This window comes from Thermococcus paralvinellae, assembly GCF_000517445.1.
GTDB lineage: Archaea > Methanobacteriota_B > Thermococci > Thermococcales > Thermococcaceae > Thermococcus_B > Thermococcus_B paralvinellae.
On sequence record NZ_CP006965.1, the window covers coordinates 1,543,747 to 1,566,356 of the forward strand.

The window sequence follows — 22,610 nt, forward strand, 5'->3', positions numbered from 1 at the left end:
AGAGAATTAAAGATTCCAAAGAGTTCTTCAGCCTACACTTTTTATCGCCCTAAAGTAAACTACTGAGAATTCAGAACTCATCGGACTAACTCAAAAACTTCCCCTAACTCCCCAGCATTCCTCACCACAAAGCCCTTCTCTGCTATCCTTTCAACTTTTTCAGCATCCGAATTAATCCAGACCGCCCATAATCCTGCACTCAAAGCTCCTTCAAAGTCCTCTGCATAGGTGTCGCCTATGTGGAGTGCTTCTTCTGGATTAACTCCAAAATACTCCAACGGCTTCAGGAAGACTTCTTTCATAGGCTTGTAAGCTTTGAGCTCGTCAGAATAAAACTGCTTATCAATAAAGTCCGCCAACACAAACCTCTCAAGAATTAAGCGCGTATAAGCGGAAGGCCAGAACATGACATTGCCAGTTGTGACTATAATTAAACCTCTTTCTTTTGCTGCTTTCAAGCCTTCAACTGCTCCTTTAATGACAATCCTCTCATTAACTCTAAGGGTTGCTTTAGCAGCCGCCCTCTTGATGATTTCAACATCACAGCCAAGCTTTTTCGCAAGGATTTCTTGACTCTCTTCGAGAGCTTTCTCTGGATTTCCTCTTTTGCTCTTTCTCAGCTCCTTGATTTCTCCTCTTGCTTCTATGGCTTTTTCAAAAACCTCTTTATACTCTTTCTTTGTCATCTCAGCCAAGGCTTTTGTCAGTTCCTCCAGCATAATGTTGATATCCAAGAGGGTGTTCCAGACATCAAAGCTCACAAGCTTCATTCGATCACCTCCGCCAGCTTATCCAAAAGTCCAGCACTGCGGAGGATTTCCTCAAGGTTATCCTTCCTCGAACGCATCACAAACATTTCATAGAACCCCTCGAGATTTCCCCAGAAGCCATAGGAAGCCAAGGCTAAATAAATTACCTCTTTAGGTTTCAGCTTTCTCTTTAAATCAATGCGCAGAATGTTTATTGCCCTTTCAATTTTCCTCAACACTCCTTGCTTTTCCAAAAGCTTAAGCATCAAATCCTCAACAGTTGGCTTTTTCCATTCCACGCATGGGTGCCTAAAGTGATAACCAATTAAAAGCGGGATTATAACAACATCTCCAACTCTAAAATTCTCTCCCTCTCTTGTGAATTTGAGTGAAGAAAGCTTGCCTGTTATTGATTCCATTACCCTCTCAGCACTTTCATCAATATCAATAGCCAATCCTATCTTGTCAACTTTGAACTCAAAAACATCCATAGCTTTCAAAAAGTTTCCTAGGTTCCTTATAACCCCAGCATTACCCTCACTTGGGATTATTGCCAAGAATACATCGTCTTTTCTCAAAAGCTCAAAGTTGTCTCTCTCAAAAACTTTTTCTATTAGCTTTAAATTTTCAGGTATTATTCTGCTTTCTTTAAATCCGAACAGCTTTTTGTAAACCCCTTTGAAAAATTTTGAGTCAGTTTTGCCCTCACAGAAGATAATGCTAACTTTGGAAAATTCACCAAATGCCGCACCTCTCAGGTCAAAATCTAGGTATTTTCTGAGTTCATAAGCTTCTTTCAAAGTCAAGCTTTTCATTGTGTTAGAATACACAAGCTCTCCACTTTCCGTTCTCTTAAACCGCTCCAAGATAAGGTCCATCAACTCTAAGCTTGCTGTAACCACCGTCTCTTTTCCTTCAAGTGAGTCCACAAACTTTTTTAGCTCTTCTCTGTTCTTCCCGTACTCTGGGAAAAGTATTGCATCTTCAAAATTTTCATAATGCTTTCCTGTTACAATTTTCATTCACTTCACCATGTCAACCGCTATAGCCCCAATTACAGCAAAAGTGCTTATTATGATGGTCGCACTTATATACTGAGCCAAAGAAAACTCAGCAAGTCTGTTTATACCATATAAATAAATCAAGCCCGCAGAAGTTAGATATGAAATTAAAACTACCGTCAAAAGACGTTTTGGTATATGGAACAGTTCCTCCCTTTCAATATTCGAAATTTTTGCCTTTGCAATAAAGAGATAAGCAATTGAAAGAGTCAGAATTAAAATTCCGGCTGCTCGTTCCATTGTTAGAGACTTTGCTATACTCCAAATCTCTTCGGTAAAGAGGAAAGGCAGAGCAAAGGTTAACGCACCAATAATCTCTTGAGCTATGTCATCCCATCCAAGCTTGTCAGGTTTTTTCTCTAATTTCTTCTCTAACCCACCAATTTGTTCTGAGAGCCTTTTAAACCGCTCATTAAGTTGTTTTAACTCCTCACTCATTTTGCTCAGCCACTCTGGGGTCAATCATCAGTTCAGCATTGGATTCACTCATCATCGCACATTTAAAAATCTTGGGACAAAGTTATAAACTTTGAGGATAACAAAATTTAGGTGAGTAACTATGAGAAAAGTTCTAAGCGTAATGATGTCTTTTTTGTTTTTAGTATCTATTGCAGGGGCTGTGCAAGGTTTTAACTTTATGATAAACTCAGCAAATGCAGTAATTGTTCTACCAACAACAAAGATAGTCAATGGACAGCCACTCCATATAGGAGAAGACGCAATAACTGGATCTAGACTTGGAGCCTTACTTGTGCTGAAAGGAATTAGGCAAATGATATTCTCCACATATGTTGATGTGCCAATTGAGTACCACAGTATTCTAATTGATGATAACGACCAATATTACAAATTAAACAGCATTGATATGCCAGATGTAGGAGTTAATGTTGGAGATTCTCCTGTGGGAGATGCGATTGTAGTTGCAGTCAACTTTTCAAGAATTCTGTACAACGACACAATCAAAGAAGCACAGTTCAACGATAGGAGTATTGAGATTATATTTAACGAAAACACAACTCCACTAAACCTTGGGGAAGAAACAAACAAGATGATTTCTACTGTAGTTGATGGAAAAGACACCCTCTACATATATTCCTATGAAGAGAATTCTGGATCAAAAGCACTGGGAGAAATACTAACTATAGGTGGTTGGAAAATCAAATTCATTGACATCGATACAGAGCAAGAAAAAACCCTCGTGGATATCATGTTCCCAAGTGGATTTTCAAAAACCGAAACACTCCACAAGGATAAGTATTATATCCTCTATGTTGATGCAAACGACGACGAAGATTTCGAACCATTTGATGCATATCCCTCAGCAAGAATCCAAGAACTCCTACAAAGTGGGGTTAAAAAAATATTCATATTTTCACCAACAGATTTCTTCGTTGGAATTGGCGGGACAAGACAAGTAACATACAAGTACGAGTACTATGAAAAGATCAGGATGTATCAAGACGGGGAAATTTATGAAGGACAATGGGTTTGGGATATTGACCCAGAAAACAACCTGTTCACTCTTTACCTCCATGTTGATTCAGAAAATGACTTTCCAAAAGTCACACTTGGAGAGGGTGAGATATTAAAGCTTCCAGTTGATGGACTCAACATACAGCCTGTGTTTACAAAAGACGAGAACGGAGAGATAACGGGAATTGAAGGCTACAGATTTGTCAGGATAGACACAATAAAGAAAAAGGTGACGATACCAACAGTAAAAGCAGATGTTACCAGTGACGTAAACAAGCTCATAATTGAAGACACACAACCTACAGAGTTACCCACTGACAAACATGTGATAATTGTGGGTGGATGGGTCAGCAACAAGGCATGGAAACTGCTAGAGCAAGTTTATGGTTCAAGCACAATCCAGAGCATAAAAGATGAAATAATGAACAAGGGATACGTAATTGAGATACTTGACAACCCATACAATCCCCAATACAAAGTCATAATACTTGCGGGTAAAGATTATACATTAACGAGAAAAGCTGTTGAGGAGTTTATGACCGAGATTTAATCCTTTTCTCTTATCTCTTTTAGCATTTTATAACTAACTGCAACGATCCAAGAAAGAATAAAAACAGCACCTATCATTTCTGGAATCGCTAGACCCATTTTTCCAATGGTTAAAATCATGAGAACAAACGTAACAACACTGCCCACAATACTAATGATTGAAAACCATAATTCTCCCCGCTTTTTAAGAAGAATCCCAGCATAAAATATTCCAACAAGGGAAAAGATGTAAAACAATGTCGCAGGAATCGAGTGTATTTTGCCGTATTCTTCTGGAAAAATCCCCACTGCAATTAAAAATATCATTGCAACTGTAAAGGTATACATGACAGTGGATTCAAAATATTTAACAGTAGCTAGTGAAAAAAGAATGCCAAATAATCCCATTAGAATTAACCCACAATTAAAAACATATCTAGTCGGGACTTTAAGAGAACCCAAGTCGCTAAGGGCATTTCTATAAAAAGAGAACCATGGGTTTAAGAAGATAGCAAGTGTCAGTATAATACCAAATAGCACTGGTAATGCAATACCAGAAACAGCTCCAAATTTTAGAATTTTGTTAGATTTCATGACCATATAATGTTTAAGCAAGGTGATTATTTTTAAAATTTTTGAGAATAGAGCTTATTCAAGCCCTTCTGATTTGACCTAATTAGCAGATCATTATCTGATTTTAACACTTAGTAATGCTTTTTACCTTTGGTTAATAAATTTTATGGTTCATACATGTAACTATTAGTTATATTCTCATTAGCTTCGTTTCGACAAATTTATAAACGCTAAGATGTTAAGTTTAACCATGTTCCAAAAATTCAACAGAGATGCCAAGATACTAATAGCATTAAACGCTGTAGGTCAGCTATTCCTCCAGTTTTCTTTCTTTATAATGCCCTTCTATCTGAGAGCGATTGGATACTCTATGGCGGATATGGGAACATTTTTCTCACTAAGAACATTTGTTGGTGCCCTGTTCTTCTTATTCGCTGGCCAGATTTCATTGAAAATAGGCTACAAAAAGTCTCTCCTCCTTGGAGCAGTTTTAGGCTTTATAGGGAGAATACTCCAAGTTACAGCCCTAAATTACTACTTCCTTCTACTTGGATTTCTCCTTGTTGGGGTCAACATGGGAATAAGACAGCCGAACTTCTCTGCTCTCCTGAGTGAAGAAGTAGGGGATAAGCTCAGGCATCACGCATTTTCAATAAGCTTTGGTCTTGGAACAATGTTCAATGCTGTGGGAGTTCTGTTAGCTGGATTTATGCCGAATTTCTTAGAGGATATTTTTGGAGTTACCCCCCAATTAGCTTATAGATTAGTTTTAGCGTTTTCATTTCTGCAGTTTTTAATCACTATTCCTGCACTTTTAATAATCAAAGACGTCCCAGTGGAGAATCCAAAAATACAGTGGAGAAGAGAGCTGATAGTGAAGATCCTTAAGTTTTCAGTTCCCTCAGCAATAATAGGCCTTGGTGCAGGTATAACAATCCCATATATGCAGCTTTACTTTGATATGCGCTTTGGAGTCACTTTAGCAGCTATAAGTGGTGTTTTCTTCTTCCAGCAGCTGGTCATGGGACTTGGATCATTTATACTTCCAAAGCTTGTAGATAGAATAGGCCCAGTAAAAACAATAACACTTTTTCAAAGCTCTGCAGCTCTGCTTTTTGCTGTCTTTCCATCAATCAATATATTTACATTAGCCGCTTTCTTCTACATCATAAGGAGCATATTAATGAACATCGTCTGGCCAATTAATGATTCTTTCATGCTTGGATTTTTCTCAGCTGAAGAGAAAGCCACAGCTGTTGGAATTAGAAGAGCATTTTCAACCTTCATGCGTGGAATAGGAAACTATATAGGTGGATTTCTCTTTGGAATATCCCTCAGCTATCCCTTTTATACAACCGCAACTTTGTACATAATTGCTACCTTTGTATTCTACTTTTTCTTTGCTAAGTACAACAAATGTTTAAGCGCTTCGACATGCTTATAAATGGATGCTCCAACTCTCAACCATGAGCCTTGAAAAATACAAGGGGTTTAGCAAGGATGCAAAGTTAGTTGTAGCTTATTCGTTCTTCGGCTGGCTAGGTGGAAATATAGTGTGGTTTATCTTACCCTTTTACCTCAAATCCCTTGGAATGGGCTTTACAGAAATTGGAACCCTCTTTTCAATTTCAACGATAGTTCAGGCAACTCTTTTACTAGTTTCTGGACAGGTTAGTGTTAAGCTTGGCTATAAGAGAACAATCTTACTTGCATTATCCTTATTTTTCGTCGCTCGCTTGATTCAGGTTTTTGTCCCAATATTCTGGGCCTTAGCATTGTCTTCCGTAATTGTTGGAATAGCTATGGCACTTGAATGGCCTTCTTTGATTGCCTTGCTTAGCGGAGAGGTAAGCGAAGAAAAGCGGCACTATTTGTTCACTCTAAACAGTGCTCTTGGAACAGCAGGAGCCGCTTTTGGAATGCTTTTAGGCGGAATACTGCCAAAAATCCTTGACGGGATAAACCCCTATAGAAGAACTCTGTTCTTTGCAGCTCTTCTGATTTTGATTCAAATAGCCTTGATATCTTTCGTCTCTCCAGTACTTGGAAAAGAAGAAAAGAAGCTTAAGCTTAGAAAAGACTTGCTGATGAAGATAGCAAAGTTTTCACTTCCTTCAGCTTTAATTGGTTTAGGTGCTGGAGTAACAATTCCATATATGGGACTCTACTTCAACTTGAAGTTTGGAACGAGTTTAGAAAACATAGGTGGACTCTTTGCACTGCAGCAGCTTGTCATGGCAGTAGGAATGTTCTCCATGCCAATCCTAGCTGACAGAATTGGAAGTGTGAAAACAATAGTGAGCTTTAATGGAAGTGCCACAGCCCTAATAATTGCTCTTCCCTTTGCCCCAAGCTTTCTGATAGCTTCAGTCATTTACATAGTTAGAACAATCCTCATGAATATCGTCAACCCAATATGGGATGCTTTTATGATGAAGTTCTTCACAAAGGAAGAGAGGGCGACTTCAATAGCATTGAGGAGTTTCGCTTGGACATCAACATTTGGAATCGGGCAATATTTGGGAGGAATCATCTTCGATAGATCGTTAGTGCTCCCGTTCCTTATAACCGGTTTTCTCTATGCAGCATCTATAGTCATGTTCTGGATGTTCTTTGCTGGATATGAAGAAAGAGTTATAAGCAACGGTACATCTTTTTAAATGACTGTTCTAAGGGGTGAGCGAGATGGCAGTTAAGGATTGTCCAGAGTGTCATGGAACTGGAAAAGTAAAAGCAGGCGAGAAGGAGTGTGAGGTCTGCAACGGATGGGGTTATGTACCAGCCGATTTCAAGCTTGATGAGCATCTGAAAGGTTACAAAAACCTTGATTACTTTGGTGTTGATGAAGATGTGGATGAAATACCTTGTCCTGAGTGTCACGGAAAAGGTGTCGTGCCAGTTTATGACATATGCCCAAACTGCGGAGGGACTGGGAGAGTTTTAGCTTGTGACATATGTGGAAAAGTAAAAGAACCCTGGGAACCGGGCATGGAAACGACTTGGGTCTGCCCAGAATGTGAGAGGAAATTTAAGATTGTCTACATCCTTGATAAGACATGTGACTATGAAGATGTTGAAATCGGAAAGATTTACAAGGGTGTTATTGACAGAGTGGAGCGCTTTGGTGTTTTTGTTAAGCTCAATCCTCATGTTGTGGGTTTAATCAAACGTAAAGATCTACTTGGAGGCAAGGAATACAAGCCTGGAATGGAAATTCTAGTGCAAGTTTTAGATGTTAGACCCGAGAAAAGGGAGATAGACTTTATAGAATCAGCATTAAGACAGTACAAGGAAGTAGCCGTAAGGAAAGAGCTCCCTGTTACCCCAATTGAAGAGCTCAGCGAAGAATTAGCCGGAAAGACAGTGAGAATAAGGGGCAAGATAATACAGGTTCAAGTCACGGGTGGCCCAACAGTTTTCACAATAACTGATGGAACTGGCATAACATGGGCAGCTGCCTTTGAAGCCCCAGGTGTGAGAGCTTATCCGAACATAAACGTTGGGGATATAGTTGAAATAATAGGAAAAGTGTCATTTCATGCTGGTGAAATTCAGATAGAGATAAGCGATATGTCAAGACTGTGGGGACCTGAGGCAGCTGAAGTCAAGAAGAGAATTGAGGAGGAGCTTGACAAAAAAGCACAGCCGGAAGATGTGGGCTTCTTGGTTGAGAGCGAAGTTCTTGAAAAGCTTAAACCAAAAATAATGAAGGCTGCTTTCATTATCAGGAGAGCAATCTATGAAGGAAGACCTATTCTGCTTAGGCACCACGCAGATACAGATGGTTATGTCTCTGGATTAGCTTTGGAGAGTGCTATAGTTCCTCTCTTAAAGGAGGTATCACCAGACCCAGAGGCCGAGTGGCACCTCTTCAAGAGAAGACCATCAAGAGCACCGTTCTATGAGCTTGAGGACGTTTTGAAAGACATAATCTTTGCTGTCGAGGATTCGATGAAGTTCGGTGAACCTTTGCCGTTAGTTGTGATAGTTGACAACGGAGGAACAACAGAAGACATTCCAGCATACAGGAGGTTAAAGGCATATGGAGTTCCAATCGTTGTCGTTGATCACCACGACCCGAGAGATTTCATAAGTGAAGACAAAGCGGCAGTTGATGAGTGGGTTGACGTTCATATCAATCCCCATCTTGTCAAGAGAGGTTACTATGAGCTGACAGCTGGAATGCTAGCAACTGAGCTTGCGAGATTCATAAACCCGAAAGTAGAAGACAAGATAAAGCACCTTCCAGCCATAGCTGGAACCGGAGATAGGAGCAAGGCTCCAGAATTTGAACAGTATTTGAAGATTGCAAAAGAGGCAAAAGGGTTGGAAGAGGAAGACTTAAAGAAGATTGCTGAAGTCATTGATCATGAGGCATATTACTGGAAGTTCATGGATGGAAGGGGAATAATTGAAGAGATTCTTCTCCTCACTGGAAATCTCCAGAGGCATAGAAAGCTAATTGATGCAATCTATCCGGAGGTCAAGGCAAAACAAGAAAAAGCACTCAAAGCTTCTCTGCCGCATGTAAAGAGCATTGTTTTGCCAAATGGAATAAGATTCAACACAATTGATATTGAGCTTTATGCCCCAAAGTTCGAGTATCCATCACCAGGAAAACTGAGCGGTTTAATTCACGACTACTTCAAGGAGAAATATGGTGAAGATTCGCCGATATTAACTCTAGCTTATGGTCCAGACTTTGCAGTGATTAGGGCGAGTGATGGAATGGCAGCTTATGGATTCGACCTCAACGAAATTATCAAGGTTCTTCAGGAGAAGCTTCCAGATGCGGGAGTAGAAGGTGGGGGACACAGCTACGCCGGTTCAATAAAGTTCTTTGAAGGCAAGAGAAAAGAAGTTCTTGAGGAGTTTGCAAAGCAGGTTGTTAAGTTGAAGAAAAATGCTTAACTTCCTTAACTCTTTTATACCTTCACTCATAATTTTCTCTGGTGATGACAATGTTCATGGCGGAGTTCAAGCTTAGATACGGTTCTATGAAATGGTATGTCAGAAGGATTGTTGAGGCTAAAACTCTTGAAGAAGCAAAGGAGCTGGCAGAGAGATATGTAAAGGCAATAAACAAGGGAGAAGTTAAGTGGGAGTTGAACGATATTTATGAAGTTGACAAACCGCTTACAATAACGAAGGAAATGGTGGAGAAGCTCGAAAAAGCTTAGCAAAGTTTTAGTGCTCTCATCTTTTGCTCTCCTATCATCTCCGTACTTCTTCTGTAGGTTCACTAAGAAGATAGAAGAGTAAACATTACACAAAAAACATTACTCCTCACTCCTCCTTAACTAACATCATCAACATCATAGCCAATGCACTCATTGCTGCTGCATAAAGAAAGCTGTATTTCAGCGAATAGCTCTGCCACAGCCAGCCTGCAATTACCGATGCCGGAAAGACAAAGAACCCAAAGACTGTATGATATGCTCCAATTATAGTTCCTTTCTCAAAGTCCTTAGCTAAATCTGCCATGTAAGCCCTTGGAATAGTGTCCTCAATAGCCAGATAGACACCATAAAGAATAAATCCAACTAAGAGCATCCACAAAGTTTTTGCATATGCAAATGTTAAAGCTGCCAATGTTGCAACACCAAATCCAGCTGTTATAACTGCTTTTTTGCTAACTTTGTCCGAGTAAACACCTATCGGGTAAGCTGACAACGCATAAATAGCATTAAAGAGAGCATAAAAGCCCAAGCTTTGAACAACCGAGTAGCCAAGCTCCTGAGCTTTCCACATTGTAAAGGCATAGCTGTATCTTCCAAGAGCTCCGATAGCAACTACAAGCAAAAATAACTTCAAATTTCTGCTCTTCAATGCTGAAATTCCTTTGATTTTCTTCTTAACTTCTGCCCCAGTGTCCTTTATAAGGAAGATTATTATCAAGATGCTCAACGCACCAGGAAGAGCTGATAAAAGGAAAATCCTTCTGTAGGCAACGTCAATTGGATACTTAGAGAATAAAGCCAAAAGTCCAATGGCAACTAACGGCCCAGCAAAGGCTCCCATGGTGTCCATCATCCTATGAAAGCCGAAGGATTTACCCGTCTTTCCCTTTTCAGTTGACTCAGCTATCAAAGCATCTCTTGGAGCTGTCCTGATACCTTTTCCCACCCTATCAATAATTCTTAAGCCTAAAAAATCCCACCATGAGTGTGTAAAAGCCAGAGCACCTTTCGAGATTGTTGAAAGAGTGTAGCCTAGAATCACAAAAACCTTCCTCTGCCTGAATTTATCACTGATATACCCAAAAATAACCTTAAAGAGAGAGCTTAAGCTCTCAATGAGACCCATTATAGAACCACTCGCAAGCTTCCCAATCTTCAAAACTTCAGTTAAATATGCCGGAACAATCGGTGCAATCATCTCGCTGCTCATATCATTGAGAAAGCTAACAATACCTAACAGAAATACATTCCAGCTTATTCCAAAGATTTTCTTCTCTTTATTCATCGCAATCACCCAAGATTTCGTTGCAGAGCTCTTTAACTTTTTTCTTACCCTCTTCCAAAACTTCTAAGCCCTTTGGGGTTATTTCATAGAGTCGGACTCTTTTCCCATTCCTAACTTCCCATCTGCTCTTTAAAAGCCCAGAAACTTCCATCTTATGTAAGAGCGGATATATCGTTCCAGGGCTAACTTCATAGCCATGCCTTCTCAGCTCTTCAATCATGAACACGCCAGTTATCGGTTCTTTGCTTGCATGATGCAGTATGTGCAACCCCATGAAGCCAAGCAAGATGCGTCGTATCATATCGAACACCGATATCGAATTTCGATATTAGAGTTAAAAACATTTTCCCTCTGAGTATAAAACAAATAAAGAGGATCAAGGCTCAAGCACATGCTTCTCTAAAACGTAGCAGTGAAATTTCCCTTCCAGCACTTTCTCGTTTCTCTGATTGAAAACTTCAACGTGGACTACTTTCTTTCTGCCTAAATCCTCCACAAGTTTTGCTTTAGCTAAAAGTTCATCTCCAACTTTTACGGGCTTTGTGAACTTTACTTCAGCCTTTCCCAAAACAACTGTTGGCTCATTTACAGCAAGCATTGCAGCGTAGTCTGCCAACCCAAAGGTAAAGCCGCCGTGAACTAATCCATATTCATCAACTTTCATCTCATCAATAGTCTTCAGCTTAACTTCTGCATATCCCTCTTCAATCTTTATAGGCTCCCCAACCAATCGTTTAGAAGTCAAGTTATGGGTTCTCTGCATTATGCTCACCAGTGTAACATGATATGCATGAAAATATAAACTTTTACATACATGAAAAACTTTAAATATTCAACTTGAAACTTTTATTACAGGTGGTTGGAAAATGGCATACTATGAGCACGCTCCCGAATATGGGGCTTATATCCTTATGATGCTCTGCTACTTCATTTTCTCATGGGTGATAATAGTTCTTGGAGCCTATATCAACAGAGAAGCATTAATAAAGAATCCTAGCTTTGGAGAAATTCCTCACGGAAAGAAGGTATTTCTTAAAAAATGGGCTCCTTGGCTCTTAATTGGCCTTTTGTTATGGTCTTTCTCAACCTTCAAGCTCACTGATTATTACCTTTCAACCTACTCCTTTGAAATGACTGGAACCCATTTTACAGCCTCTTCACTCCTTGAGGACATGAAAAGCAACGAAAGATACAGATTTGATGTTGAAGGAATTCAAAAACTCGGAATACCCCACTATGGACTGCTCAAAGGATACAAGCTTCAAGATTCTGTGAGAGAAGGTCTAATAACAAAACGAGTTGGCCAAATTGTAATTCTTCAAGGATATCCACTTGTTCCTGTAGTAAAGCTATACATCTACGAGGTGAACGGGAGGCAAGTCAAATCGCTAAGGACAGCGTACATATTCTTCCCACAATCCCCAGGAGGAAGGCTATCCGCGATATTCAACTTCCCATTCGAAATGTTCTTCTGGCAAGCTGGAGGGGGACCTGGAGCTTAGTAAAGCTTTTCTACTTCTTTTGCCTAATTTTAATTGGTGAACTAGGTGAAAGAGCTAAAAAATGCCATCCTCTATAAGGGTTCAAATGAATTTACAAAGCAAGAGTTAATTGGGATTCTCGTTGTTAGGCTCAGGCTAATGGGGGTTAAAGAAGCTAAAGAACTCATAGAAAATGCCCTTGAGAAAGGTATTATTGAAGAAAAAGATGGAAAACTCATAATTAATGAAGAAGTTCTTGAAAAGGAAGAGAGGGAAGAGGATTTGTTTGGAAAAATGGTAGCATACATTGCGCGAAAATTGGGCTGGAGTGAATTTGAAGTTCTTGAAGATATAAAGAAATTCTCGGAGAGATACGGGAATTTGGATAAAAAAATTGTGGCTTATCTTTATGGAATTGACAAAGGAATTGATATGTCTAAATTTAAGGACAAACTGGAGGTGTGAGAAGTGGAAGCCCTAATAATTGTTGACATGCAAAAGGATTTTATGCCCGGTGGAGCCTTACCAGTCCCAGATGGGGACAAAATAATCCCAAAGGTTGAGGAATATATAAAGAAATTTAAAGAGAAAGGAGCGCTAATTGTTGCTACAAGAGACTGGCATCCTCCAAATCACATAAGCTTTAAGGAACAAGGTGGTCCCTGGCCAAGGCACTGTGTTCAGAATACAGAGGGAGCCAAATTTGTAGTAAAGCTTCCAGAAGATGCAATAATAATTTCAAAAGCTGATAAACCTGACAAAGAGGCATATTCAGGTTTTGAAGGAACAAATTTGGCAGAAATGCTGAAAGAAAATGGCATAAGAAAAGTCTACATTTGTGGAGTTGCAACGGAATACTGTGTTAGAGCAACAGCATTAGATGCTCTAAGATATGGATTTGAAGTATATATCTTAAAAGACGCCATTAAAGGCATAAACCCAGAAGATGAGGAGAAAGTCCTCAAAGAACTTGAAAAGAAGGGGGCAAAAATAATCACTTTGTAACTTTTCTCCATTCTTTTAATAGTGCCACCACCAAGTTCAACACGATTGGGCCTATTATCAAACCTTTGACTCCAAAGCTCCATGCACCACCAATCATTCCTACGAGAACCATGACTTCATCAAGTTGTGCCTCTTTTGCGACAAGTTTCGGTCTTATTGTGAAATCTGGAACTGGAGATACAAAGATGAAGCCGTAAACTGCCAAGAGAATCGCTGTTAGTATATTCCCACTCCTAAAGAGGTATATCGCACCAGCCAACCATATCATCCAGCCTTCAAAGAGCGGAACAAAACTAAAGAGAATTGTCAAAAATCCTGCGATTATTGCTGTTGGAAAATCTGAGACCCTGAATATGATGAATCCAATTGTCATTAAAATTCCCTTGGCTATGTTAAGAAGAAGCCATGCTCTAACTAAAGCTTGGAGGGTTACATCTGCTCTCTTCAATAATTTTTCTGCCAATTCTTTGTTTTCCCTAGGTAAAAGTAGAAAAATCTGGTTTTTAATTGCTTCAGAGTTCACAAGAAAGTAGTAGAACATGACAACAAATATAACAAGCTGGAGGAGGTACCTTGGAATTGAAAATGTATATGAAAGGATGTATTCAGAGAACTTAGGAGTGAACTGTGCATAGAATTTTTGGATTACATTAGTTAGCCCAAAGGGAAGAGTAAGAGTCTGACTCCAAGATATAAAAGCAATAACATCCTCATAGAATGACATTAAAACAGTTTTGAATATTAAAATCAACTCAATTGTTATACCAGTTACGATAAGGATTAAGAGAATAGTCAATATTAGCGCTGATTTTTTGGTGCTGAGTTTATTTGAAAGGCATTTATGGATAGGATAAATGGCATATGTGATAATTGCAGCAAAGAAAATTGGGGATAACAATTGTGAAACTGTACTCCATGCTAGGTAAAGAATTGCTATAACAATACTCCCCCAAACTAAAAATTCTGCTTTCATAAAGCCCACCAATAAAATTATTATTGTCTCGGAACTTTTTAACTTTTAGCTCCTCCAAAGATAATCAAAGATAATAATTATATTCCCAAGCACCTATTTTATTAGTGAGGGGATAACGGATGGAAGAAGAGATGCTCAGGAAAATTAATGAGTACATAGAATCAGGGGACGAATACTTTAAAGAAGGAGACTATAGACTGGCATTTAGGTCTTATCTTGAGGCTATGTACAGCATAAGTGTTTATCTAATTTATAGAGACTTAGGAATGTTGCTACCACCAAGTGGTGCTCTGGGAATGGTTAAGATTAGGTATCCAGATATATATGAAGTTGTAGAAAAGTACCTTCCATATGAGACTAGAATAACAAGTGTTGATGAAGCTGTTGTAAAAAGCATTAGAGAAGACCTCATAAAGGTTTATAAGGAAAATATTTAAGGATTTAAAGTCAAAGGGATAATATAAGGAGTAGGAGTCTTATGTATTTCACCATTTTTCTCTATCAACTATCTCCCTTTAAATACATTGCTTCCACTACTTCTTACATCTAGGTTAATGAGAAATTAATGAGGTGAAAGCATGAGGATAGTTTCAGCTGACACTGGAGGGGCTGTGCTGGATGAGGACTATGAACCAATAGGACTGATAGCAACCGCCGCTGTGCTCGTTGAAAAACCCTACAAAACAGCAACAATGAGCATAGTGAAATACGCTGATCCATTTAACTATGACCTAAGTGGAAGAGAGGCAATTAAAGATGAAGTATTTCTAGCCATGAAGCTCGCTAAAAAAGTTAAACCAGATGTGATTCATTTAGATTCAAGCTTGGGCGGAATAGAACTCAGAAAACTTGATGACCCAACAATAGACGCATTAAGAATCTCAGATAGAGGCAAAGCAATATGGCATGAGCTGAGTAAAGACTTGCAGCCTTTAGCAAAGCGATTTTGGGAAGATACCGGGATAGAGATTTTGGCAATTGGAAAAGACAGCGTAGCTGTTAGGATTGCAGAAATTTACGCTGGAATTTATTCAGCAAAATGGGCAGTTGAGCATGCAAAGAAAGAGGGCAACATAAAGATAGGTCTCCCGAGGTACATGAGAGTTGAAATCCATGAAAGCAGAATTTACGGTGAAAGCTTAGATCCCAGAGAAGGTGGATTGTATGGAGAGATAGAGTCGAATAATGAAGGAATTGGCTGGGAGCTTTATCCCAACCCAGTAGCTAGGACTTTCATGGTTTTAGAGATATGGAAAGAATAAAAGAAAGCTTACTCTTATTTCTCTATTTCACTTGGAAATTTAATTGCATCAAACGGACAAAGCTGGTTGCAGATTCCACAGCCTGTACAGATTAACGGGTCGATTTTGACTTTGTTGATCTCTGGATCATAAACCAGTGCAGGACAGCCTGTCAGAAGAATGCACGCCTTACAGCCAACACATTTGTCCTCAATCACGATAGGCAGTTCTCCTATCTCACCTCTCCTAATCACTGGAATTATGCACTCTCTCTTAGCTATAATAACCGCTGGTCCCTTAATCTGCATCGCTTCTTTTATTGCTTCTCTCGTTGCCTTCAAATCATACGGATCAACTGTTTTGACGTATTTGACCCCTAAAGCTTTGACTAATGCCTCAATGTCAATCTCATTGAATTTTCTCCCCGTTTCACTTTCACCAGTTCCGGGATGGGGCTGATGTCCAGTCATTGCCGTTGTTCTGTTATCAAGAATCATCACAAGAACATCAAGATTCTTGTAAACAGCATCCACCAGGGGCTGTATTCCGTTGTGAAAGAACGTGGAATCACCAATTGTGGCAACAATTTTCTTGTCAAAAGCTATGCTCTGGCCGTTTGCTAGGCTTATGCTTGCACCCATGACGTATTCCGTCCAAATGGCCTCGAGAGGAGGTAGCAATGAGAGGGCATAGCACCCAATATCTCCATGAATTGGAATTTCATCTTTTTTGAATTTGAGTTCTCTGAGAGCATCGAGCAGAGCCCTATAAGAGCCGCGGTGAGGACAGCCTGGACACATGGTTGGGGGTCTTGAGGGTGCCAATTTCTCTGCTTCCTCCACTTCCTTAGGCTTTTCGTAGCTTTGGGCTTCCTTTCCAAGAAGTCTCAAAAGGGCGTTTCTAACCAAGCTCGGCGTTAACTCTCCTTCAAGAGGCAAATTACCGGTTCTCTTCCCATATATTGGAACGCTAAGCCCTTCTTCATACGCTACAATTTTAACCTCTTCCTCTAAGAAAGGTGCTCCATCCTCAACAACTATCGCCATGTCAACGCTCTTAAGAAAATCGACTACCAGTTTCCTTGGAAGAGGATGTGGAGTTGAGAGCTTTAAGATTTTAAAGTTTTCATCAATCTTTGGAACAACCTCTTTTACGTAGTTGTATGGAGCTCCTTCAGCAATAATTCCTATTCTTCCGTCACCTTCAACCCAGTTGAATTCTAAAGTCTCAAATTCTTTTTCAATTTCTCTAAGCGTCTTGTTCAGCCATTTATGTCTTTCTAAGTTGCCTTTCATTGAGGCTCTCACATACCTCTGTATGTCCTTCTTGAACTCCGGCTTTCTATCAAGCTTAACAAACTCGCCAACTTCAACGTCAGCAGTTGTATGATTTACCCTAGTCGTAGTTCTGAATAGTACAGGGACTTTGTATTTTTCACTAAGCTCATAGGCATATTTGATTAAATCATGAGCTTCCTGCGGATCATAAGGCTCAAGAACCGGTAAAAGGGAGAGCTTTCCGTAATATCTGTCATCTTGCTCTGTTTGAGAAGTATGAGGCCCAGGGTCATCTGCAACCAAAATTACTAGACCTCCCTCAACACCAGAATAAGCCAAGCTCATGAGAGGGTCAGCGGCAACGTTTAAGCCAACACACTTCATAGTTACCAAACTTCTAAGCCCAGCATAAGAAACGCCAGCTGCTTCTTCTAAAGCCACTTTCTCATTGGGTGCCCATTCGGCAAAAACCTCGGGGTTAAGACGTGCTATCGTTTCGATGACCTCGGTTGATGGAGTTCCAGGATAACCAGTTGCAAAAGAAATTCCGCTCTCCAAAGCTCCATAAGCGATGGCTTCATTACCCATCAAAAGTTTCCTCATTCTCACCACCAAAAATCAATCGAGCTTCATGTTAAAAATCCGTATTTCGGAAAGATAGCAGGCAGAACGAAAAAGATTCAAAAGAGAGAGGAGAATTTAAATTAAATTTCAAAGGTATATTTTCACTTAGCTTTCTTGTTCTCCTAATCTAAAAACAATTATCAAAAGCACAACTATAACTAAAAATGCACCTCCAGCTTCTAAACCAAGTGCCTTGATAAGGCCAAAAACATCAGAAACCACAGCCCATCCTATAAATGCTGTTATCATGAGAACCATCAGAGCAAGGAGAATCTTGTATCCATAGCGCTCCATGAAAAGCGCAAAATCCAAAGAGAATCACCTCCTCTTGTACCACTTGTCATCATAGAAGTACTTTCCATGTGCTTGAGCATAAGCATCCATGACCTTTCTCCTAACGGCAAAGGCATAAGCCAACACTATTATAAGCATTAACCCTCCGATCTCCCAGCTGTATCTCTTGAGGAAGTATAGGTAGCCAAGTATTGGTATTCCCACAACCACTATTATTGCGAGTGCCATCAATCCGAGAAGTAACTTATATCCATACCTCTCCATGAAAAGGGCAAAATCCATAAACATCACCATGGTAAATTTTTCACTAAAGTTTAAAAGTTTTTCATTTATCTCAGTTGCCGAGCATCTTAAATATCATCACAGCAATTAATCAATGGTGCTAGAAATGAAAATTAAAGAGCTTTTAGAACTTGTTGAAGAAGCAATAGCAAACGTCAAAGTTGCAATCGTTGTTAGCAGGCAGAGAATTTTTGAAAGCCCTCATACAAGCTGGGAGTTTACTCAGCGCTCTTTAGAGTTGCAAGACGAACTCGATAGATTGAACAGGATAAAAAGTTACCTCCTAAAATTTGACCCAGAAGAGGATGCTGAGAAAAGATTCTCAAAAGAAGAGCTTGAGGAACTTTTGGAATATCTATCAACGATAAGGGAGATGAAGGAACATGAATTTTAAAGAGCTTGAGGAAAGAGCAGTTAAGTTTCGAGACGAAAGACTATGGAAGAAATATCACACGCCAAAAAACCTCGCCATTTCAATAGCCGTAGAGGTCGGAGAGCTTTTAGAGCATTTCCAGTGGGGTACAAACGAAGGAATTCTTGAGAAAGTTAAGAATCCAGAAATTAAAGAAGAGATTGGAGATGAAATTGCTGATATAATAATCTACCTCACGCTTTTGGCCCATGAGCTCGGCATTGACTTAGATGAAGCTGTTGAAAGAAAGCTGAAGAAAAATGAGGAAAAGTATCCAGCAAAGGAAATAAGACTTCAAGAAATCGTTGAAGAGCTTGGAGGGGAAATAATTGAAGTTGGAAAAGAGGTTAGGAGCGTCAAACAGGTTACAAAGCTCCTAGGAGTCAAGCCAGAGCAAGTTGTTAAATCTCTAGTCTTCATAACTGAAAAGGAGCCAATTTTAGTCATAGTTGATGGAAAGTCTAAAGCTAGCCTAGAAAAGCTCGCAAAATACTTTAGGAAAGTTAGAATGGCAAGCAAAGAGGAAGTTGAGAAAATTACAGGATATAAAGTCGGAGAAGTTCCACCAGTTGGGGTTTCAATTAGAACGGTGATTGACAAGGAAGTCCTTGAAAAAGAAATCGTAATAGCCGGCGGTGGAAGAATTGACCGCCTAATAAAGATAAAGCCAGAGAAGATAGTTGAGTTCCAAAAGGCCGAAGTTCTAGACATTGCGGAATAAAAAGAAATCAGAGAGCACCATAGGCCTTAAGCTCCTCAGCAAGCTTTTTATAGTCTTCAGCTTCCATCACTTTTTCTGCCATCTTTGTTAGGAGAAAATAAAGAGTTGCAATGTTATTTTTAGTGAGCTTAATCCTCACGTCAATTCCAAATCCATGAATCTCAACATAATCATCTTTGAATACAACGTAATAAGTTGCCTTTTGGGAGTCATTATATTCGTCTTCAGAAGGCTGCTCATCAGTGGGAAAAAGAACCAGCGGTTCTTTGAGGATGTCAAGCTCCATTTCATAATATTCAAACTTTCTCATACTAATCATGGCTAACCACCAACTAGAAGAGCATACAGCCACACAATTGCTACCTAATCCTTTGTTCCTGCTCTTTAAAAGCTTTTTTATTCGACGATTTGCAAAGAGATTTTAGACAAAAAAGGTAAAAATCAACTCTTAAATGCAGTTCTAAGCTTTTCAGTTTCCTCTTCACTCATCCTGTTCCTAATCCATCGTTCTTTTAGCTCTAAGTTCTCGTCTTCAATATCAAGGACAGCCTTTCTGACACCTCCTCTCGGAAAGTTCGTATCTCCTTCATACCTCGGAATTACATGAATGTGGAGATGGGGAACAGTCTGCCCAGCGGCTTTTCCCAAATTTATACCAACATTAAAGCCATCTGGATTTAAAGTCAGCTTCAACTTCTCCATTGCAAGTTCAATTCCTCTAAGCAAGGCAACTTTCTCCTCAAAGCTCAGCTCCTCCCATTTTTCCACATGTCTCTTTGGGACAACCAATAGATGACCTTTATTGGCTGGATAAGAGTCAATAAGGATCCTAATTAGGTCATCTTCATAAAGCAGCACTTCAGGATTTGCATTGCAGAAGGGGCATTTCATTTAACCACCTCCAAAATTATAAAGAGGAAGAAAATAAAAAGCTATGGCAGATGATGAGCTTGGCCGCTCCTGAGTGATGAGGACAAACCTCGGTCCTGATGCCTCATCCTATGAAGCTTACTGCCTTGTCTATGTCATTTTTGTAAGCTCTGAGATATCTCTTACATGCGTTCTCCCATGTAAAGACGTTTTTTGCTCTCTTCTTTCCATTGGACCTCATTCTCTCTAGTAGCTCCGGATTTTCCTCCCTAAGCTTCGCCATCCTGAGCATTGCCTGAGCCAAAGCGAAGGCATCCCTTGGAGGAACTAACAGACCAGTTGCATTTTCTTCATCCTCATCCAAGCTCACTATGGTATCCTTAATGCCTCCAACCGCTGAACCGATTGGAACTGCTCCTAAGCACATTGCTTCCATCTGTACAAGACCAAAGGGCTCAAAGTATGAAGGAACTACAACAAAATCCACACTACCGTAGAGCTCTCTCGTAAATTCTCTTTTGAGCATCTTGGTGATAACCTTCACATTGCTCGGATATTTGCTCTCCATTGCATGTGCCCAGTTCTCAAGCTCTGGGTCTCCTTTTCCAATGATAATGAACCTCATCCTTGAGAACTCTTGAGGATAGCTCTCTGCTAAAATTTCGATGGCTCTTAAAAGGGTATCAACTCCCTTCTGTGCCCTATCAAATCTGCCTATGAACATAAAAGCAATCCCATCGCTTAAGCCTAAGCTTTCAAGTATCTTTTTCCTCCTCTCTTCTCTTGGCAAATCCTTGTTTTCCAAAAATTCTTCGTTCCAGAAGTAGGAAGCTATGCCATTGAAGACATGAGTAACTTTGCCCTCAAACATGCCGAAGAATACCCATTCCTCCCAGAGATAACTTCTGCTGACTGTTGTAACGAGATCCGCGATGTAGCAGAGTGTATGTTCTGGATCTATATCTGGATAAGGAGCTAATTCCCCTAAGTTAGCCATGTGGAAATAATATGCTGGAACTTTAGATTTGTTCAAGCGGTGAATGGTTGCAACAAGAGGTATTTGGAAATATTTTTTCAAAAGACCCGCAGCAAAGACAGTGTGCCAGTCGTGAGCATGGAGCACTTCAGGTTTTCCTTCTTTCTCTATAATTTTGTTCAACAGCCCCACACTTGCTTTTCCAAAGTGAACAGCCTTGCTCAGCATACCCTCCCATCCAGGACCATAAACATCAGGGTTGTCTAATAGAGGGTCGCTGATTGAAAAAACTCTGACTTCATTCTGCTTTCTCTCATAAATTTTAACCTCCCAAGTATGACCCGAAACGTCTATTTTAAAGCTTGTATATTCTTTTCCTTCTTTAAAGCCATGTGAAGGTGTAAAAACAGTAACCTCATTACCAAGTTCTGCCAATGTCTCGGCTATGCTGGTTATTGCCTCAGCCAGTCCACCAACTTTTATTGGTAGATACTCAAATCCAAGCATTAAAATTTTCATTTTTTGCACCTCAGTCTAAGAGTATGAACTTCTCTCCCTCAATGTCCTCGAAGTAGCTTCCTAATCCACCAACTTTCCACTTTTTCTTTCCATCATCAACAGCTATGCTAGCTGTTAATGGAGTGTACTCAAACTCCATGACTTTTCCCCTCAGCGTTACTGCCTCCTTATTTTCCACGAGCTTTCCAATAATCTCAATTTCTCTTGGTAGAGTTATCTGCTTAAGGAGAGTTATTAGGGTTCTAATGTTAACAAGTTGAAGCGGCTTTTTCAGCTTACCATAGTTTATCGGCTTGATTATTGTGCTGTTATCGAGATAAATAGTGTAGAACCAGTGCATGTAGTTTTGGATAAGCTTCGCTGACTTTGCCCAGAAGGAGTAGAACTTCTCTTTCCTTCTGTCCCTTGGGAGGGCTCCGAAGAAAAGTGCATAATCAATGTCTCCTATAATCCAGCTTGCCATTAGCCATGGTGCACCTCCACTCCTTGCAAGAATGATATTATCCCTCTTGAGCCACTCTGGAACCTCTTCAAAGTTGCTGATTATTACAAAAATAACATCCTTTCTCTTCTTAATTTCTTCCTTAAGCAAGGAGAGAAATTCAAATGGTGTGTTTATTAAAACTTCATACTTTGCAGTTCTTATTATATATTCAGCTCTTTCAAGGGTATTATCAAAGCCGTGAATTGTCCAAATCTCTGGGAGCTCTTCCCCATGAACAGACTTGTAAAGTTCCAGAAAAGCCTTTTTAAGCTCTTCAATGTCTGTTATTAGATCTTCCTTAATTTTTTCAAGGACAACCTCAGGATTCACTGGCTTGTATAAACGGGGAGTACCATGCATTATATCAACGAATCCTTTTCTGTGAAGAGAACTTAAAACATCATAAACTCTCGTGTGTGGAATGCCACTTTCCTTTGTTATATCCGTTGCTTTGCTCGGACCAAGTTTGAGTAGAGTTATATATGCCAAGCTTTCATATTTTGTCAAACCGAACTTCTGAAGTTTTTCAATTATCTCCTCTTCCTTCATTTGTCAAACCCCCAACTTTTTTAAGCTTTCACTGGATAAAGTTTAATCATCAT

27 protein-coding genes are annotated in these 22,610 nt (G+C 39.7%); 12 read left to right on the forward strand and 15 right to left on the reverse strand.

Annotation, left to right across the window (positions count from 1 at the left end; translation table 11 throughout):
• Positions 1–77: 77 nt before the first annotated feature.
• The 3 genes from TES1_RS08555 to TES1_RS08565 are packed head-to-tail and all read right to left on the reverse strand — an operon-like array spanning position 78 to position 2,248.
• Entirely contained in the window at positions 78–770 is a 693-nt protein-coding gene (locus tag TES1_RS08555; RefSeq protein ID WP_042681929.1) for an HAD family hydrolase, read from the reverse strand.
• Complete coding sequence (locus tag TES1_RS08560) at positions 767–1,771, reverse strand: DUF3226 domain-containing protein (RefSeq protein WP_042681931.1); 1,005 nt, start codon at positions 1,769–1,771, stop codon at positions 767–769. Before TES1_RS08560 ends, TES1_RS08555 begins: the two co-directional genes overlap by 4 nt.
• Positions 1,772–2,248 carry a DUF2391 family protein gene (locus TES1_RS08565; RefSeq protein WP_051408210.1) on the reverse strand — a complete coding sequence of 159 codons (477 nt, stop codon included), beginning with the start codon at positions 2,246–2,248 and terminating at the stop codon, positions 1,772–1,774.
• Between the two features lie 121 nt (positions 2,249–2,369).
• Here TES1_RS08565 and TES1_RS08570 point away from each other — a divergent pair, with 121 nt between their 5' ends.
• Positions 2,370–3,833, forward strand: coding sequence for an S-layer protein (locus tag TES1_RS08570; protein WP_042681933.1), 1,464 nt, complete (start codon positions 2,370–2,372; stop codon positions 3,831–3,833).
• Here TES1_RS08570 and TES1_RS08575 read toward each other — a convergent pair.
• Positions 3,830–4,411 carry a DUF998 domain-containing protein gene (locus tag TES1_RS08575; RefSeq protein ID WP_084340039.1) on the reverse strand — a complete coding sequence of 194 codons (582 nt, stop codon included), beginning with the start codon at positions 4,409–4,411 and terminating at the stop codon, positions 3,830–3,832. The genes TES1_RS08570 and TES1_RS08575 overlap by 4 nt on opposite strands.
• A gap of 223 nt (positions 4,412–4,634) precedes the next feature.
• Here TES1_RS08575 and TES1_RS08580 point away from each other — a divergent pair, with 223 nt between their 5' ends.
• From TES1_RS08580 to TES1_RS08595, 4 genes are read left to right on the forward strand one after another with little or no spacing between them, the layout of a single operon-like run.
• The gene (locus TES1_RS08580; RefSeq protein ID WP_042681937.1) at positions 4,635–5,828 is read left to right on the forward strand and encodes an MFS transporter; all 1,194 of its coding nucleotides are present in this window, start codon (positions 4,635–4,637) and stop codon (positions 5,826–5,828) included.
• A gap of 22 nt (positions 5,829–5,850) precedes the next feature.
• A complete protein-coding gene (locus TES1_RS08585; protein WP_042682840.1) occupies positions 5,851–7,044 on the forward strand; it encodes an MFS transporter in 1,194 nt (397 codons plus the stop codon).
• Between the two features lie 25 nt (positions 7,045–7,069).
• Positions 7,070–9,295 carry a DHH family phosphoesterase gene (locus tag TES1_RS08590; protein ID WP_042681939.1) on the forward strand — a complete coding sequence of 742 codons (2,226 nt, stop codon included), beginning with the start codon at positions 7,070–7,072 and terminating at the stop codon, positions 9,293–9,295.
• Positions 9,296–9,345: 50 nt separating this feature from the next.
• Positions 9,346–9,564, forward strand: a complete 219-nt coding sequence (locus tag TES1_RS08595; RefSeq protein ID WP_042681941.1) for a hypothetical protein — start codon at positions 9,346–9,348, stop codon at positions 9,562–9,564.
• Between the two features lie 106 nt (positions 9,565–9,670).
• On the opposite strand, the gene TES1_RS08600 is transcribed toward TES1_RS08595, so the two are convergent.
• The 3 genes from TES1_RS08600 to TES1_RS08610 all read right to left on the reverse strand — a co-directional run bounded on the left by TES1_RS08600 (position 9,671) and on the right by TES1_RS08610 (position 11,615).
• Positions 9,671–10,849, reverse strand: a complete 1,179-nt coding sequence (locus TES1_RS08600; protein WP_042681943.1) for an MFS transporter — start codon at positions 10,847–10,849, stop codon at positions 9,671–9,673.
• Positions 10,842–11,150, reverse strand: a complete 309-nt coding sequence (locus TES1_RS08605; protein ID WP_042681945.1) for a PadR family transcriptional regulator — start codon at positions 11,148–11,150, stop codon at positions 10,842–10,844. The genes TES1_RS08600 and TES1_RS08605 overlap by 8 nt, the downstream gene beginning before the upstream one ends.
• Before the next feature lie 75 nt (positions 11,151–11,225).
• Entirely contained in the window at positions 11,226–11,615 is a 390-nt protein-coding gene (locus tag TES1_RS08610) for a PaaI family thioesterase (protein ID WP_042682841.1), read from the reverse strand.
• 100 nt (positions 11,616–11,715) lie between these two features.
• On the opposite strand from TES1_RS08610, the gene TES1_RS08615 reads away from it, so the two are divergent.
• From TES1_RS08615 to TES1_RS08625, 3 genes are read left to right on the forward strand one after another with little or no spacing between them, the layout of a single operon-like run.
• Positions 11,716–12,351: a hypothetical protein gene (locus TES1_RS08615; protein WP_042681947.1), complete on the forward strand. Its 636-nt coding sequence runs from the start codon at positions 11,716–11,718 to the stop codon at positions 12,349–12,351.
• Between the two features lie 45 nt (positions 12,352–12,396).
• Positions 12,397–12,795: a DUF2240 family protein gene (locus tag TES1_RS08620; protein ID WP_042681949.1), complete on the forward strand. Its 399-nt coding sequence runs from the start codon at positions 12,397–12,399 to the stop codon at positions 12,793–12,795.
• Between the two features lie 3 nt (positions 12,796–12,798).
• Positions 12,799–13,335, forward strand: coding sequence for a nicotinamidase (locus tag TES1_RS08625; RefSeq protein WP_084340040.1), 537 nt, complete (start codon positions 12,799–12,801; stop codon positions 13,333–13,335).
• Here the strand turns inward: TES1_RS08625 and TES1_RS08630 are convergent.
• Positions 13,325–14,308, reverse strand: coding sequence for an AI-2E family transporter (locus tag TES1_RS08630; RefSeq protein WP_042681951.1), 984 nt, complete (start codon positions 14,306–14,308; stop codon positions 13,325–13,327). The genes TES1_RS08625 and TES1_RS08630 overlap by 11 nt on opposite strands.
• A 119-nt stretch (positions 14,309–14,427) precedes the next feature.
• Between TES1_RS08630 and TES1_RS08635 the strand changes: the two genes are divergently transcribed.
• Both TES1_RS08635 and TES1_RS08640 read left to right on the forward strand, forming a co-directional pair.
• A complete protein-coding gene (locus TES1_RS08635; protein ID WP_042681954.1) occupies positions 14,428–14,745 on the forward strand; it encodes a hypothetical protein in 318 nt (105 codons plus the stop codon).
• Positions 14,746–14,886: 141 nt separating this feature from the next.
• Positions 14,887–15,570 carry a DUF4152 family protein gene (locus TES1_RS08640; RefSeq protein ID WP_042681956.1) on the forward strand — a complete coding sequence of 228 codons (684 nt, stop codon included), beginning with the start codon at positions 14,887–14,889 and terminating at the stop codon, positions 15,568–15,570.
• 14 nt (positions 15,571–15,584) lie between these two features.
• Here TES1_RS08640 and iorA read toward each other — a convergent pair whose 3' ends face one another.
• The 3 genes from iorA to TES1_RS08655 form a co-directional block, all read right to left on the reverse strand.
• Positions 15,585–17,429, reverse strand: a complete 1,845-nt coding sequence (gene iorA, locus TES1_RS08645; protein WP_042681958.1) for an indolepyruvate ferredoxin oxidoreductase subunit alpha — start codon at positions 17,427–17,429, stop codon at positions 15,585–15,587.
• 126 nt (positions 17,430–17,555) lie between these two features.
• Complete coding sequence (locus TES1_RS08650) at positions 17,556–17,762, reverse strand: hypothetical protein (protein WP_051408212.1); 207 nt, start codon at positions 17,760–17,762, stop codon at positions 17,556–17,558.
• A 6-nt stretch (positions 17,763–17,768) separates the two neighbouring features.
• The gene (locus tag TES1_RS08655; protein ID WP_320406862.1) at positions 17,769–18,038 is read right to left on the reverse strand and encodes a hypothetical protein; all 270 of its coding nucleotides are present in this window, start codon (positions 18,036–18,038) and stop codon (positions 17,769–17,771) included.
• Positions 18,039–18,132: 94 nt separating this feature from the next.
• Here TES1_RS08655 and TES1_RS08660 point away from each other — a divergent pair, with 94 nt between their 5' ends.
• Both TES1_RS08660 and TES1_RS08665 read left to right on the forward strand, forming a co-directional pair.
• Positions 18,133–18,420: a hypothetical protein gene (locus TES1_RS08660; RefSeq protein ID WP_042681962.1), complete on the forward strand. Its 288-nt coding sequence runs from the start codon at positions 18,133–18,135 to the stop codon at positions 18,418–18,420.
• Positions 18,410–19,159: a YbaK/EbsC family protein gene (locus TES1_RS08665; RefSeq protein ID WP_042681963.1), complete on the forward strand. Its 750-nt coding sequence runs from the start codon at positions 18,410–18,412 to the stop codon at positions 19,157–19,159. The genes TES1_RS08660 and TES1_RS08665 overlap by 11 nt, the downstream gene beginning before the upstream one ends.
• A 7-nt stretch (positions 19,160–19,166) precedes the next feature.
• Here TES1_RS08665 and TES1_RS08670 read toward each other — a convergent pair whose 3' ends face one another.
• The 4 genes from TES1_RS08670 to trmBL1 form a co-directional block, all read right to left on the reverse strand.
• Positions 19,167–19,478 (reverse strand): hypothetical protein, encoded by a 312-nt coding sequence (locus TES1_RS08670; protein ID WP_042681965.1) that lies wholly within the window; start codon positions 19,476–19,478, stop codon positions 19,167–19,169.
• Between the two features lie 122 nt (positions 19,479–19,600).
• On the reverse strand, positions 19,601–20,050 hold the full coding sequence (locus TES1_RS08675) for an HIT family protein (protein WP_042681967.1): 450 nt from the start codon (positions 20,048–20,050) through the stop codon (positions 19,601–19,603).
• A gap of 103 nt (positions 20,051–20,153) precedes the next feature.
• Complete coding sequence (locus TES1_RS08680) at positions 20,154–21,524, reverse strand: glycogen synthase (protein WP_042681969.1); 1,371 nt, start codon at positions 21,522–21,524, stop codon at positions 20,154–20,156.
• A gap of 10 nt (positions 21,525–21,534) precedes the next feature.
• Positions 21,535–22,557, reverse strand: a complete 1,023-nt coding sequence (gene trmBL1, locus TES1_RS08685) for an HTH-type sugar sensing transcriptional regulator TrmBL1 (protein ID WP_042681971.1) — start codon at positions 22,555–22,557, stop codon at positions 21,535–21,537.
• Positions 22,558–22,610 lie beyond the last annotated feature (53 nt).